Source organism: Agrobacterium sp. 22-3639C2, from assembly GCF_053522105.1.
Window position 1 is genome coordinate 424,061 of sequence record NZ_JBNWDB010000002.1, and the last position, 14,675, is coordinate 438,735.

At 60.2% G+C, this 14,675-nt stretch carries 13 protein-coding genes; 8 read left to right on the plus strand and 5 right to left on the minus strand.

Annotation, left to right across the window (positions count from 1 at the left end):
* Window positions 1-66: 66 nt before the first annotated feature.
* From ACQZ6D_RS09690 to ACQZ6D_RS09705, 4 genes are read left to right on the plus strand one after another with little or no spacing between them, the layout of a single operon-like run.
* A complete protein-coding gene (locus tag ACQZ6D_RS09690) occupies window positions 67-1,590 on the plus strand; it encodes a sugar ABC transporter ATP-binding protein (RefSeq protein WP_035251439.1) in 1,524 nt (507 codons plus the stop codon).
* Complete coding sequence (locus tag ACQZ6D_RS09695; RefSeq protein WP_003510702.1) at window positions 1,590-2,633, plus strand: ABC transporter permease; 1,044 nt, start codon at window positions 1,590-1,592, stop codon at window positions 2,631-2,633. Before ACQZ6D_RS09690 ends, ACQZ6D_RS09695 begins: the two co-directional genes overlap by 1 nt.
* On the plus strand, window positions 2,630-3,610 hold the full coding sequence (gene yjfF / locus ACQZ6D_RS09700) for a galactofuranose ABC transporter, permease protein YjfF (protein WP_081308475.1): 981 nt from the start codon (window positions 2,630-2,632) through the stop codon (window positions 3,608-3,610). The genes ACQZ6D_RS09695 and yjfF overlap by 4 nt, the downstream gene beginning before the upstream one ends.
* Window positions 3,611-3,627: 17 nt before the next feature.
* Window positions 3,628-4,362 (plus strand): FadR/GntR family transcriptional regulator, encoded by a 735-nt coding sequence (locus ACQZ6D_RS09705; protein ID WP_013761497.1) that lies wholly within the window; start codon window positions 3,628-3,630, stop codon window positions 4,360-4,362.
* Between the two features lie 127 nt (window positions 4,363-4,489).
* Here ACQZ6D_RS09705 and ACQZ6D_RS09710 read toward each other — a convergent pair whose 3' ends face one another.
* The gene (locus ACQZ6D_RS09710) at window positions 4,490-5,707 is read right to left on the minus strand and encodes an MFS transporter (protein WP_003510707.1); all 1,218 of its coding nucleotides are present in this window, start codon (window positions 5,705-5,707) and stop codon (window positions 4,490-4,492) included.
* A 182-nt stretch (window positions 5,708-5,889) separates the two neighbouring features.
* Between ACQZ6D_RS09710 and ACQZ6D_RS09715 the strand changes: the two genes are divergently transcribed.
* Window positions 5,890-6,828, plus strand: a complete 939-nt coding sequence (locus ACQZ6D_RS09715; RefSeq protein WP_003510708.1) for an AraC family transcriptional regulator — start codon at window positions 5,890-5,892, stop codon at window positions 6,826-6,828.
* A gap of 112 nt (window positions 6,829-6,940) precedes the next feature.
* Here the strand turns inward: ACQZ6D_RS09715 and ACQZ6D_RS09720 are convergent, their stop codons facing one another.
* From ACQZ6D_RS09720 to ACQZ6D_RS09735, 4 genes are all read right to left on the minus strand, one after another.
* A complete protein-coding gene (locus tag ACQZ6D_RS09720; protein WP_448729889.1) occupies window positions 6,941-10,216 on the minus strand; it encodes an error-prone DNA polymerase in 3,276 nt (1,091 codons plus the stop codon).
* Window positions 10,213-11,730, minus strand: a complete 1,518-nt coding sequence (locus ACQZ6D_RS09725) for a Y-family DNA polymerase (protein ID WP_065687725.1) — start codon at window positions 11,728-11,730, stop codon at window positions 10,213-10,215. Before ACQZ6D_RS09725 ends, ACQZ6D_RS09720 begins: the two co-directional genes overlap by 4 nt.
* Window positions 11,645-12,409, minus strand: a complete 765-nt coding sequence (locus tag ACQZ6D_RS09730) for an ImuA family protein (RefSeq protein ID WP_112682658.1) — start codon at window positions 12,407-12,409, stop codon at window positions 11,645-11,647. The genes ACQZ6D_RS09725 and ACQZ6D_RS09730 overlap by 86 nt, the downstream gene beginning before the upstream one ends.
* Before the next feature lie 69 nt (window positions 12,410-12,478).
* Window positions 12,479-12,652, minus strand: a complete 174-nt coding sequence (locus tag ACQZ6D_RS09735) for a hypothetical protein (protein WP_003510714.1) — start codon at window positions 12,650-12,652, stop codon at window positions 12,479-12,481.
* Between ACQZ6D_RS09735 and ACQZ6D_RS09740 the strand changes: the two genes are divergently transcribed.
* From ACQZ6D_RS09740 to ACQZ6D_RS09750, 3 genes are all read left to right on the plus strand, one after another.
* Window positions 12,639-12,992 (plus strand): DUF1304 domain-containing protein, encoded by a 354-nt coding sequence (locus ACQZ6D_RS09740; RefSeq protein WP_065687727.1) that lies wholly within the window; start codon window positions 12,639-12,641, stop codon window positions 12,990-12,992. The two genes, ACQZ6D_RS09735 and ACQZ6D_RS09740, sit on opposite strands and share 14 nt — an antisense overlap.
* A 4-nt stretch (window positions 12,993-12,996) precedes the next feature.
* Window positions 12,997-14,268 carry a glycerate kinase type-2 family protein gene (locus ACQZ6D_RS09745; protein WP_065687728.1) on the plus strand — a complete coding sequence of 424 codons (1,272 nt, stop codon included), beginning with the start codon at window positions 12,997-12,999 and terminating at the stop codon, window positions 14,266-14,268.
* Between the two features lie 115 nt (window positions 14,269-14,383).
* Window positions 14,384-14,632: a hypothetical protein gene (locus ACQZ6D_RS09750; protein ID WP_038493930.1), complete on the plus strand. Its 249-nt coding sequence runs from the start codon at window positions 14,384-14,386 to the stop codon at window positions 14,630-14,632.
* Window positions 14,633-14,675: the final 43 nt, after the last annotated feature.

Here is a 14,675-nt window from a genome sequence, read left to right on the forward strand (position 1 = left end):
CTTCGGAAGGAGCGGCATGTCATGCGTGCCGCTCCGTCACAGCTTCTTTCATGCAGGGCCTGCGCAATGTCCGAAACGGCACCACTTCTGGAAGCACGCGCCATCGGTAAATCCTTTCTCGGGATAACGGCGCTGGACGGCGTCGATTTTTCGCTCGGGCGCGGTGAAATTCACGCGCTTCTCGGCGAAAACGGCGCGGGGAAATCAACACTCATCAAGATACTGACCGGCGTTTACCACCGCGACAGCGGCTCCATCTTTCTGGAAGGTAGCGAGATATCGCCCACCAATGTCGGCGAAGCGCAGGCCCTCGGTATCGGCACCGTCTATCAGGAAGTAAACCTTCTCGAAAATCTGACCGTTGCCGAAAACCTCTTTCTCGGCCGCCAACCGCATCGCTTCGGGCTCATTGACAGAGCCTCGATGCAGAGACAATCGCAGGCGCTGCTGTCCCAATACGGGCTTTCGATCGACGTCAACGCCCTGCTTTCCAGCTATTCCGTGGCTATCCGCCAGATCATCGCCATTGCCCGCGCCGTCGATCTTTCCGGCAAGGTGCTGGTGCTGGACGAGCCGACCGCCAGCCTCGATGCCCATGAGGTCGAGATGCTGTTCGGTGTGCTGCGGAACTTGCGCGCGCGGGGTATCGGCATCGTCATAATCACCCACTTCCTAAACCAGGTCTACGATATCGCCGACCGGGTGACGGTTCTGCGCAACGGCCGCCTCGTTGGCACGCGCGACATCGGCAACCTGCCGAGGTCCGAACTCATTGCGATGATGCTTGGTCGCGAGCTTCAGCACATCACCCACGAGCATCAGGCCACTGACGACACGGTTGCCGAGGGCGAACCGCCGATCCGTTTCGAGGGGTACGGCAAACGCGGCAGCATCGCCCCCTTCGACCTCGGCATTCGTCCGGGAGAGATCGTCGGCGTCGCCGGTCTTTTGGGGTCGGGACGAACGGAAACGGCTTTCCTGCTGTTCGGCATCGACAAGCCCGATACCGGCAAGGCCACGATAGACGGAAAGACCATCGCTCTTTCTTCGCCTGAAGCCGCAATCACGGCCGGGTTCGGTTTCTGCCCGGAGGAGCGCAAGACTGACGGTATCATCGGCGACTTTTCCGTGACCGACAATATTGCTCTGGCTCTCCAGGCCCGCCAGGGATGGGCGCGGCCGCTTTCGCGCCGGCAGAAGGTGGAACTGGCCGAAAGCTTCATCAAATCGCTGGACATCCGCCCGGCCGATCCTGACCGGCCGATAAAATTCCTGTCCGGCGGCAACCAGCAGAAAGCCATTCTGGCGCGCTGGCTTGCAACCCATCCCCGGCTTCTGATCCTCGATGAGCCGACCCGTGGTATCGATATCGGCGCCCATGCGGAAATCCTCAAAATGATCGAAAAACTCTGCACCGAGGGCATGTCGCTCGTCGTCATCTCGTCCGAACTGGAAGAACTGACCGCCGTTGCCCACCGGGTCGTCGTGCTGTCCGACCGCCGGCATGTCAGCGAATTGAAGGGCGGCGAGGTGACGGCCGACAACATCATGCGGGCAATTGCGGATGCGGCCAGAACGGAGGCGGCATGATGGTGGCTGTGACAAGGCGCCTGAAAAGGCTTGCTCCCCAACTGATCGCCCTCTTCGTCATTCTGGCAGCGATTACAATCGTTTCGCCGGGCTTTCTGCATGTTTCGTTCCAGAACGGCAGGCTTTACGGCAGTCTGATGGATATTCTCGTGCGTGCCGCACCCGTGGCGCTCCTGACGATTGGCATGACGCTGGTGATCGCCACCAAAGGCATCGATCTGTCGATCGGTGCTGTTATCGCCATTTGTGGCGCGGTGGCGGCAACACTCATCAGCAACGGCCATTCCATCCCAACCGTCATCGCCATCTCGCTTGCTGTTGGCATTGCCTGCGGCCTGTGGAACGGGGTGCTGGTCGCCCTTCTCGACATCCAGCCGATCATCGCCACGCTGATCCTGATGGTGGCGGGGCGCGGCATCGCCCAGCTCATCACCGAAGGTGTCATTCTCACCTTCAACGACGACAGCTTTTCCGCCATCGGCTCCGGCTCCTTCGCCGGCATTCCCCTGCCCGTCATCATCTGGTTGGCGGCGGCGCTGGTAATCGGCCTTCTGGTGCGCAAGAGCGCGCTCGGCTTTCTGATTGAGGCAACCGGCATCAATCGCCGCGCGGCGGCACTTGCCGGTGTGCGGGCACGCTTCCTGCTGTTTTTCGTCTACGCCGTTTCCGGTCTCTGCGCGGCCATCGCCGGCATGATCGTGACCGCCGACATTCGCGGCGCGGATGCCAACAATGCCGGGCTGTGGCTGGAACTGGACGCCATATTGGCGGTGGTGATCGGTGGTACATCGCTGAATGGCGGCCGCTTCTCCATCACCGCATCGCTGATCGGCGCGCTCATCATCCAGACCATCAATACCGGCATTCTGGTCTCCGGTTTCCCGCCGGAATTCAACCTCATCATCAAGGCTGGTATCATCATGGTGGTACTGACACTGCAATCGCCGGCAATCATGGCGGTTCTGGGCTTTGTCAAAACGCCAAAGCCACACGCAAAACCGGCCACCGCCAACGGAATGACCAAGGAAGGTACCGCGCGATGATCCACAGCCGCAATCTTCCGTTCCTCACCACACTGACGATCTTCCTCATCGCCTATCTTCTCTGCGTGCTGCAATATCCGGCGATCCTGTCGACACGGGTGATCGGCAATCTATTGACCGACAATGCCTTTCTCGGCATCGCTGCCGTTGGCATGACTTTCGTGATCCTGTCGGGTGGCATTGATCTGTCCATCGGCTCCGTCATCGCCTTCACCAGCGTTTTCGTAGCTGTCATGGTCGGCACCTATAATATTCACCCGCTGCTGGCCTTCGCCATCGTGCTCGTGATCTCGACGCTGTTCGGCTGCATGATGGGGGCGATGATACGCTTCCTGTCGATCCCGCCATTCGTGGTGACATTGGCGGGCATGTTCCTGGCGCGTGGCGCGGCCTATCTGATCTCGACGCAATCCGTACCGATCTCGCATCCCTTCATCGATGCGATACAGGGATTTTATTTCCGCTTTCCCGGCGGCGGCAGGCTGACAGCACTTGCTATTGTCATGCTTCTCGTCTTTGCCGCCGGCATGCTGATTGCCAGCCGCACCCGCTTCGGCGCCAATGTCTATGCACTTGGCGGTAACCCGCAATCGGCCGAACTGATGGGTGTGCCGATCGGTACAACGACAATCGGCATCTACGCACTTTCCGGGTTCCTGTCCGGCCTCGCCGGCATCGTCTACACGCTCTACACCTCATCGGGTTATTCCTTGGCGACCGTGGGCGTGGAGCTGGACGCTATTGCAGCTGTTGTCATTGGCGGAACGCTTCTGACGGGTGGAATGGGGCTGGTGGCGGGCACCTTCGTCGGACTGCTGATCCAGGGGTTGATCCAGACCTACATCGTTTTTGACGGAACCCTGTCATCCTGGTGGACCAAAATCGTTATTGGCGTGCTGCTTTTTGTCTTCATCGTGTTGCAGCGCGCAATCATCTGGTATTCAAACAGGAGACTGGCCGGACCACATCCGGCATAACCAACACGGAGGCTTTATTGGGGCTGCTCGAAACGACGATAAGCGGGCGAAAACGCCGGAACAGCCACGCGCATGTGGTCTCCGAACTCGGCAGCGCCATCGTCTCGGGCAGGATTGCGGAAGGATCCCTGCTGCCTAACGATGCCGAACTGTCGCTCCGTTTCGGGGTCTCGCGCACCGTGTTGCGCGAGACGATGAAGACGCTGGCGGCCAAGCGGCTGGTCGAACCCAAGGCAAAGGTCGGCACCCGCGTTCTCGACCGTTCGAGCTGGAACTTCTTTGACCCGGATGTGCTGGGCTGGCGCTGCGAAGCCGGGATAGACCAGGAATTCGTTACACATCTGGCGGAAATCCGCCTCGCGCTCGAACCGGCGGCGGCGGCAGCTGCCGCGCTTCAGGCATCGAATGACGATATCGTTTCCCTTTATGTGATTGCCGCCAAATTCGACAATCCGCAGCATACCCCGGAAACCATCGCCAAGGTCGATCTCGAATTCCACCTCGCCGTGGCGCACATGTCAGGCAATCCGTTCATGCGTTCGGCAAGCGGGCTGATCGAGGCCGCCCTTGCGATCTCATTCCAGCTTTCATCCCCGGCCTCGTCGCCCGGAACCATCGCCGAGATCGCCGCAAACCATCTGCGGATCGTGCACGCCATCGCCGCCCGTGATGCGGACGCCGCCGTGAAAGCCATGCGCCATGTAATCGAGGTCGGCAAGGACCGGACGCGAAAGGCAATCAAGACGCCTTGAAGGCGAAAAGCCTATCGACATCCCTTCTGTCACCCCGGGCCTGATGCCGGCATGACGGAGGGGGTGGCTTTTCATCATAAAATTCGGACCCGCACGGATGCGGGCCCTTTTTCTTCCGGCAAGTATCTTACCCCTGCGACGCTTCAATCTGCGGCACCACGCCACGGCGCGATGCCATGAGCGATGCGCCGAGGAGTGCTGCAATGCTGACGAAAACGAAGACCATCGTCGCACCCTGAAGGTCGATCAGCAGTCCGCCCAGAACAGCGCCGCTGGAAATGGCGATCTGGAAGGTGGTGAGCAGCAACGCGCCTGCACTTTCGGCCTCGTCTGAGGCGACGCGGGTGATGAAGCTCTGCACGCTGACAGGAAGCGCACCGAAGGCGAAACCCCAGGAGGCAATGGCAAAGCCAGCGACAACGGGAGATGCACCGGCAATCACCAGCACGGAAGCGGATGCGGCAATCAGGGTGGCGGCAAACGTCACGGCCCATGCCGTGTTCTTCTCAGCGAGGAAGCCGCCGAAGAGATTACCGAAAAAACCGCCCACGCCGTAAGCCAGAAGAACGAGCGAGATTGCTTCGACGCCAAGCTGCGGCACGTCTTCGAGGAAGGGGCGAACATAGGTGAAGCCGGCGAAGTGGCCCGCGACGATGAATAGCGTCGTCAGAAGGCCGATCCTGACCTGCGGGCGCTGCAATAGCCGGAACATGGTGGACAGGCCGGGCGCACCGGCCGGCGGCAGCGAGGGAACGGTGAGCAACTGCACGACAAGTGCGATGACACCCAGCACGCCGGCGACGGCAAAGGCCGCACGCCAGCCAAGCGTCGCGCCGATCCACGCTCCGACAGGGGCTGCGCAAACGGTGGCAACCGAAACGCCGGTTAGGATGATGGCCATGGCGCGCGGCATCTTATCCAGCGGAACAAGCCTTAGCGCCAGCGCCGCCGACATGGCCCAAAAGCCGCCGAGGCCGATGCCAAGCAAAACGCGCGATGTAAACAGCATGAAAAGACCGTTGGCAAAAGCGGCCAATGTGCTGGAAATGATCAGCAACGTCGTGAGGCCAAGCAGGGTCCACCGGCGATCAATGCTGCGCGTGCCGATGACGACGCCGGGACCGGCAACCGCTGCGACCAGTGCCGTGACGGTGATGGATTGGCCGGCAATGCCGGAGCTGATGGAGAGATCGGTCGACAGTGGCGTCAGAAGGCTGACCGGCAGGAATTCCGCCGTTACCAGCCCGAAGACACCGAGCGAAAGCGAAACCACCGCCGCCCACTTCGCATCCGGCTCTTGTCTGTGTGGCGCATATTCAAGTTCGTTGATTGTTCGGTTATTCATGAAAATCTCCTGATGCGCATTCTGGGAACGAGCCCTGAAACGGAATGGCAAAACGATGAAGCCGGTGGGAGCCCGGTGCGTCGCCTCACAAATCGATGGTCGTAAGCTACGCGTGACAGCTCGGCGTTTCCATGCTAAAAAATCCGCATTCCTTAACCAAACGTCCGAATTTGTGAGTTGCCATGAATGATGCATTGACGGAAATGCTGCGTGGTCTGCGGCTTGACGGCGTGGAATATGGCCGCTGCCGCATGGCAACGCCCTGGGCGACGGCCTTTCCCGAGCAGGAGGCGGCGCGGTTTCATTTTATCGGCGTGGGCCAGGCAAAATTACGCAAACCTTCCGGAGAATGGCTGACGCTTACGTGCGGCGATGCAGTGCTTCTTCCCCGTGGCCACGCCCATGTGCTGGGCAGCGGCGAGGATGTAACGCCTGCCCTCTTCGACCGGTTCGGTAAAAAGGAAGTGTGTCAGGGCATTTTCGACATGGAATGTGCCGGTGCCGGCGGCGACACGGTAGCCTTTACCGCCTCGATGCGTTTCAACATGGATAATCTGCATCCGCTTTTGCAACTGATGCCGGATGTGATGCTGACCAGCGATCTCGCCAAAAGCGATCCGGCCATTCCGCATCTCCTGGAAGCCATGGCGCGCGAAGTGGAACTGAACCGCGTTGGTGCCGGTGGCATTCTGGCGCGGCTTGCCGATGTCTTGACGGCAACACTGATCCGCACATGGGTAGAATATGGTTGCGGCGATTCCAGCGGTTGGCTTGCCGCCGTGCGCAATCCCGAACTCGGACGGGTGCTTGCAGCGATCCACCTTACCCCCGAGAAAGACTGGAGCGTGGAAGAGCTTGCCTCCCTGATGGGTGCATCCCGCTCGAGTTTTGCAGAACGCTTCACCCGTGTGGTGGGTGAAAGCCCAGCCCGTTATGTCGTTCGCGTACGCATGCATCAGGCGCGACTGTGGCTGCGCGAGGGTATGCGTGTCACGTTGGCGGCGGAAAAGCTCGGCTACGATTCCGAGGCATCCTTCAGCCGCGCCTTCAAACGCGTGATCGGCGCGCCGCCCAGCCAGTTCCGCAGGAAGGACACATCTGGTCTGGAAGATGCGGCATAGAGCGCATCTTAGAGCACGTCCGGTTTAAACGGAAACTTTTGACGCGCTCTATCTCTTTGTTTTTACGCATTTTCCGGACGTAAAACCGCTACGCACTTTTACTGGAAATGCTCTAATGGAAATTGCGGGAAATGACCTTTATCCGCTCCACCTCATCTCCATCCTGGGTCGCAGGCGGTGGACGTTTCCTGATGTTGCGATGATCGTCCGGCGGAATACCGTGGTGGAACTCGTCGCCGCGCCCATGCGGCAGAGGAAAGGGGTGGTTGCGCTCACCCACGCTTGCCAGCGCCTCTGACAGATCGGTCAGCCGGTGGGCGACCAGATGCACCACCTCGCCTTCCCGTTGGATCTTGCCGTAAATACCGACCATGCCGGCGGAAAGCACCACGCGCCGGTATTTTTCGAAGGTCTTTACCCACAGAACCGCATTGGCAATACCCGTCTCATCCTCCAGAGTCATGAAGATCACTCCCTTTGCCGAGCCTGGGCGCTGGCGCACCAGAACCAGCCCCGCGGTTTCCAGCCACGTTCCATCACGGACGCGCACCGCCTCCGCGCAGCTGACGATGCGCCGGCGGGAAAGATCGCGCCGCAGGAAGGACATGGGGTGTTCGCGCAGGGTCAGCCCCACATGGCCATAATCCTGTACCACCTCGCCGCCATCAGTCATGGGCCGCAGCGCGACGGAGGGTTCGGAAAGCTCATCCACCACAGCGTTTTCCCGGCTGGCAGCGGCAGCAAAAAGCGGCAACGGCTCATCCCGCAACGCCTTGATGGCCCACAGCGCCTCGCGTCTGGAAAGCGACAGCGACGGCAGAAAGGCATCGGCTTCGGCGAGACAGACTAGGGCAGCGGCGGGAACACCTGCCCTCCGCCAGAGATCGTCCACGGAAACGAAATCGCGATCCTGACGGCAGGCGACGATTTTTGCTGCATGATCGTTGGAAAGCCCCTTTACCATGCGCAGGCCAAGCCGCACGGCGTAGCGCTCTTTACCATTCGCATTCTTCTTGCCCGTGGGCTCCAGCGTGCAATCAAACCGGCTGTTGTTCACGCAAACCGGGCGCACCTCCACGCCATGATCGCGCGCATCACGCACAATCTGCGCCGGGGCGTAAAACCCCATTGGCTGCGAATTGAGAAGCGCCGTACAGAAAATATCGGGATGATGGCATTTCAGCCATGAGGAGGCATAGGCGATCAGCGCGAAGGAGGCCGCATGGCTTTCTGGAAAACCATAACTGCCGAATCCTTCCAGCTGCTTGAAGATGCGTTCGGCGAATTCTTGCTCATAACCACGATCCACCATGCCATCGATCATATCCTGACGGAATTTGGAGATGGTGCCGACATTCTTGAAGGTCGCCATGGCGCGACGCAACTGATCCGCCTTACCGGGTGAAAAACCGGCGCATTCGATGGCGACGCGCATCGCCTGCTCCTGAAACAGCGGTACACCCAGCGTTTTGCCCAGCACGCCTCTCAGCTCCTCTTTGGGATAATGTTCTTCTTCTTTTTTGTCACGGCGACGAAGATAGGGGTGCACCATATCGCCCTGAATGGGACCGGGACGAACGATGGCGACCTGAATGACGAGATCGTAAAATATCTTTGGCTTCAACCGCGGCAGCATGGACATCTGCGCCCGGCTTTCAATCTGGAAGGTACCCAGCGTGTCGGCTTTCTGGATCATGGCATAGGTAGGGTCATCATCCTGTGGGACAGTGGCGAGATCGTATTTAACGCCCGTGCGCTCCTCCAGCATGTTGAAACCGCGTCTCATGCAGGAGAGCATGCCGAGCGCCAGGCAATCCATCTTCATGAATTTGACGATATCTATGTCATCTTTGTCCCATTCGATGATCTGCCGGTCGTCCATGGCGGCGGGTTCGATCGGCACCAACTCGTCCAGCCGGTCATGGGTCAGAACGAAGCCGCCCGGATGCTGGCTGTGATGGCGCGGTGTGCCGACAAGCTGGTTGGCCAGCTCGAAGGCGAGCTTCAGGCGGCGGTCCTCCATATTGAGGTTCAGTTCCTGCACCTGTTTTTCGCCCACCCCTTCGCTCCAGCGCCAGACCTGCGAGGACAGAAGTTTGGTCAAATCTTCCGGCAGGCCCAGAACCTTGCCGACATCGCGCAGCGCCCCGCGCCCGCGATAACGGGTGACGACCGAGCACAGCGCGGCCTTGTCGCGACCATAAGTGTTATAAACCCACTGGATGACCTCCTCGCGCCTTTGATGCTCAAAATCCACGTCGATATCTGGCGGCTCGCGCCGTTCTTCCGAAACGAAACGTTCGAACAGGAGATCAACCTTGAGAGGATCGATGGCGGTGATACCGAGCACATAACATACCACCGAATTGGCGGCTGAGCCGCGCCCCTGACAGAGAATATTTTCCCCCCGTGCAAATTGGACGATGGCATTTACTGTCAGAAAATAGGGTGCATATTCCAGCCTGCCGATAAGCCCCAACTCATGATGCAGTGCCTTTTCGACCTTCTCCGGCAGACCATCCGGATAACGCCCCGGCGCCGCTTCCCAGACGAGCTTTTCCAACGCCTGTTGCGCCGTCAGCCCCGGCAGGCTGCGCTCTTCAGGATATTGATAGACCAGCTCCTTCAGCGAAAAGGTGCAACGCTTCGCGATTTCGAGGCTGCGGGCCAGTGCTTCCGGGTAGCGGGCAAACAGCCGGTGCATTTCCTGAGGCGGCTTCATATAGCGGTCGGCATGCCGCTCGCGCCGGAAACCCGCCTCGTCAATGGTGCAATTGTGCCGGATGCAGGTAACGACATCCTGCAGCATGCGACGCTCGGGCACATGAAACAGCACGTCATTGGTAACAACAGTCGGCACATCAGCGGCTGCAGCCATATTCGACAATTCGAAAAGCCGCATCTGGTCGTTGGGTCGTCTTCGCAGGCTCAGCGCCATATAGGCCCGGTCAGCAAAAGCGGCTTTCAACCGGCGCAGGCGAAGCGCGCAGAGATCGTCAGCCAGATCGGCGAGCAGCACCACGATAAGGCCTTCGCCATAAGCTACGAGATCGTCCCATGTGAGCCGACACTTACCCTTGCCACCCCTCTTCTTGCCGACGGAAAGCAGCCGGCAAAGCCGCCCGTAAGCCGGGCGATCCATGGGATAGACAAGCACGGAAAGATCGTCATCCAGATCGAGCCGGCAGCCGATGACGAGCCGGATGCCATGATTATCGGCCGCTTCATAAGCGCGGGGAATGGCCGCAAGGCTATTGCGATCGACGATGCCGAGTGCCTCGATACCGAGATTTTTTGCCTGTTCGAACAGTTCATCACAGGAACTTGCACCGCGCAGGAAGGAGAAATGCGTGGTCACCTGAAGCTCGGCATAGCGCAGCGTGGTCATGCAAAGACCCCATGGATGAACCAGCCCTGCGAGCCCGTCTCGGTATGTTCGCCATCACCGGAGCGGAAAATCCAGAAGCGCTCGCCGCTTTCGTTTTCGACAGTGAAATAATCGCGCACGGCGGCCTTTTCGCGGTCGCGTTTCCACCATTCGCCAAACACCCGTTCCGGCCCATCAGCGCGCCGCACATTATGGCGCACGCCTTTCCAGATGAAATAACGCGGCGGATGATCCGGAAGCAGCGCCAGAGTTTCGATGGGTTCCGGCCTTGCAAAAAGCCTGACCGGGCGCGGCCAGTGGCAAGGCCAGCCGAGGGTATCCTCAGGTGCCAGCGCCGAAACGCTGGCAAGAGAACGTTCCGGCACGTCGCTTGCCACCGCCGCATAACGATAGACCCTGTGGCCGCGATTGAGGATGACATCGACCGTATCGGCGATTTCCGCACGCCCTTCCTCCAGAAGCGAGGACCGGGCCTGCGCGGCGACAAGCGGCTCGGCATGGGTGGCGGTCAGCACCATCATCTCGATGCCGAAACCGGGATCGATGGTGTCGATCCGGTCGGTCAGAAGCCGGACAAGCTGTTTGACATCACGCACCGGTCTGGAGGTGCCGGCCCGCACGGCCTGCAAGCCGCTATCCACCCGGTGCAGCACAAGATCGACGCGACGTGCGCCAAGGCCACGCTTTTCCAGCGAGACGCAAAGCTCAGCAACCAGCTTTTGCACATAGCGGGCAATTGTCTCCGCCGCCGCGATCGGCTCGGGAAAGGCGCGGCGCACCTCCACCAGTTCGGCAATGCGCACCGGCTCGATAGGTTCGCCAGTCTCGCCAAAAGCCTGAGTGAGCCGCCTGACCACTTCCGGGCCGAAACGCAGGGTCAACGGCGCCCGTGGAGCCTCGGCAAGTTCGCCTATGGTGCGAAAACCGAGCACCTTCAATCCGGAAACGATACGCTCCTCCAGCCTGAGCGCCGCCATAGGCAGCCCGCTGATCGCCGCCCGCTGCCCGCCCGGCGATACGATGCTGATCTCCTTACGGCCAAACCGGGCAAGCGCATGGGCCGCCCCCCAGCTATCGGCAATAGCAGCGCGGGCGGCGAAGCCTGCGGCATGCAGGCGGTTCACCATGCCGCTCAACATCAGCGTCTCATTGCCGTGCAGATGGTCCGCACCTGCCGTATCCAGCACCAGCCCATCAGGCGGATCTGCGGCGACGATCGGGGCATAGATACGCAGGAAATGAAAAGCGAGCTGTTGCAGGGCGCGGGCATCCGCCGCCGCATCCAGATCCTCGACAACGAGACCCGGCACCAAAGCCTGCGCCTTGCTGACGGGTGTACCGGGCCGGATGCCCACCGCCTTTGCTGCCTTGTCCAGTGCCAGCACGAGGCGGCGGCTTCCCTGACGGCCGATCATGACCAGCGGCTTTTCAACCGGCGGCGCGTTCTGCCCCGAAAGACGCCGGTAGCGATCCGTCGGCCATGTCGGCAGGTAAAGCGAGACGACCCTTTGCATCACAGGCTTCCACTTCAAATGCAGCGCTTTCGCCGCCGCGACATCGCAAAAGTTCCAGAAACCAGCGTGGCCTGCCCACCCCCGGCACCGGCAGGGGCGAAGATGGCCGGACAGAGACACGCCAGCGGGTGACAGCGGCCGTCGGCTCGCCAAACAACGCCGCATCGGCCGGGTGCCGGAAGCGGCGGATGGCGATGCCGGTGACACCAGAGGTTTCCGCCGCCAGTTGCAACCGTCGCGAGGCATTCATCGGCAACTTCGCAAGCTCGCCCATCACGGCGCCAAAACCGTTGCAGCGCAAGCCTTCCTCGAAACAGTCGAGCACGCCTTTCTCATCGCGGCATTCGACGATGATGACCCGGTTCTGCGACAGGCCCGCCTGCGTCAATCCCGGCATGAACAGATCCCTGCGGGTGACACACCATAAGACCTTGCCGGACAGCCTTGCTGCCACACCGGCCGCAAAAAGCGCCGCTGCCGCACCATCGGCGGCGCCATTGCCGCCGCCGCTCACCTCATGCAGGCAACCGAGCTTCAGCCCGCCTCCAGGCAAATGGTGATCGATGGCATCCACGCCAAAAGGCAAGGCCTCGTGCAGGCGGTGAGGACCGCCACCGATCCTTTCCAGCCTTTCACGCAGCTCTTCGACAACGAGCAACTGTTCCGCGCGCTTTTGCATGGCATGACAGGTTTCAATTCCGGTTTTTCAGTTCTATTGTTCCTGTTTTGTTCTTATTTCAGCAAAGAGTCAAGCAATGCTGTGCGGCTCTTCAACAGGTTTGCGCGGGAAGAGAGGGATTATGGCCTTGCGGCCATGTGTACCACCGTTAAAACGGATTATCCGGTCGGCCTCTCCCTTTTTGCGGATAATTGACGCGCCGGACATCAGGGTTTGGAGGAAACCGCCGATGATCGCCAGCATTCTGATTGCCGTGGTTGCGGCCATCCATGTTTACATCACCATTCTGGAAATGCTGCTGTGGGAAAAGCCGGCCGGCCGCAAGGCCTTCGGCCTCTCTGCGGATTTTGCGCGACAGACGAAGGTGCTTGCCGCCAATCAGGGGCTTTACAATGGTTTTCTGGCAGCCGGATTGATCTATGGGCTCACGCAGGGCGATGAAGGACTGAGTTTCAAGGTCTTCTTCCTCACCTGTGTCCTGGTAGCCGGCATTTTCGGCGCCATTACCGCCAATATGAAAATCCTGTTCATTCAGGCTTTGCCGGCATTGTTTGCGCTCGGCTTCCTCTGGATCGGAGTATGAACCTATGACCGCATGGAACGATCTCCGCGCAAAAGACGCCCTCAACCGCATATTTATGGCGGCAGTGGCGAGTGCAGATCCCGCAAAGGTGCTGCAACATCATCTTCCTTACCCGCCCAAGGGCAGGTGTGTGGTGGTCGGCGCGGGCAAGGCCTCGGCTGCCATGGCCGCAGCGCTTGATAAGGCCTGGGCGGATGTGAACCTCTCCGGTATCGTCGTAACACGTTACGGTCATGCCGTTCCGGCCGGGCGCATCGAAATCATCGAGGCCTCCCATCCCGTGCCCGACGACATGAGTGCGGAAGCGGCAAGACGCATTCTTGCCGCCGTTGAAGGGCTGACCGCAGACGACATGGTGATCGCGCTAATTTCCGGCGGCGGTTCGGCACTGATGGTCGCACCTGCCGAAGGCATGACGCTTGCGGACAAGATGGCCGTCAACCGCGCGCTTCTCGCCAGCGGTGCGACGATTTCCGAGATGAATGCCGTGCGCAAGCACCTCTCCCGCATAAAGGGCGGACGACTGGCGCTGGCCGCCAAACCGGCCAGAGTGGTTTCGCTGTTGATTTCAGACGTACCGGGCGACGATCCCTCCGAAATCGCTTCCGGCCCCACGGTTGCCGATCCGAGCGATATCAACAATGTGCGGGAAATCGTCTCCCGTTATGCGCTCGATCTTCCCGAGAATGTGCGCAAAGTGCTGGAAAAGGGCGAGGAAACGCCGAAGACAGGCGATATAGAAGAGGACATCAGGCTGATCGCGACACCCTCGCTCGCCCTACAGGCGGCGGCGGACGAGGCGGTGAGGCTTGGCCTTACGCCGCTCATCCTCGGGGATTCGCTGGAGGGTGAGTCAAAGGATGTCGGCGCGGTGATGGCGGGTATCGCCCTCTCCGCCAGCCGCAAGGGCCTGCCAGTCAAAGGCCCGGCCGTGCTGCTTTCCGGCGGAGAAACCACGGTGACGATCGGCAAAGGGCTGGCCGGCAAGGGTGGGCGCAACACGGAATTTCTGCTGAGCCTTGCACTGACGCTGAAGGGTGCAGACGGTATCTGGGCCATTGCCGGCGATAGCGACGGCATAGACGGCGTTGAGGATGCGGCAGGCGCACTGGTGACGCCCGATACGCTTGCGCGTATGCGCAACGCCGGTGCCGATCCGCGCCAGTCGCTGGTGGGACACGACAGCTACACCGCCTTCAAGGCGGTTGGCGACCTTGTCGTTACCGGTCCGACGCTGACGAATGTGAATGATATCAGGGCGATTTTGATCGGGTGAAAGCAGGAGAGTTCGAGCCTGTTATGGCCTTGCGGTGCGCATCGTTGAAGGTGGCTGTTTTGACTATACCGTCGGACAGGTATAATCTGGTGGCCTGTCTTTTGGAGCCTCAGCCATGCGTTTTGGAGTGCTCGTAATTGGTCTAGCCCTGGCCCTGATCCCCACCTTGGCGGATGCCCACAATTGCAAATGCCGAAATCGCGGTGTCATGTTCGAACTCGGCCAGACATCCTGCCTGAGGGTCGATGGCGGCTCCTATCTCGCGCGCTGCGAAATGAAACTCAACGTCTCATCCTGGACGAGAATACAGGACGGTTGCCCCGTGACTGAACGAATGCAGCAGCAGATGACACGCGCAAATTGATCACGTCTTCAGGTGGGTCGTGAGGGGAAGCAGGCAGAGATAT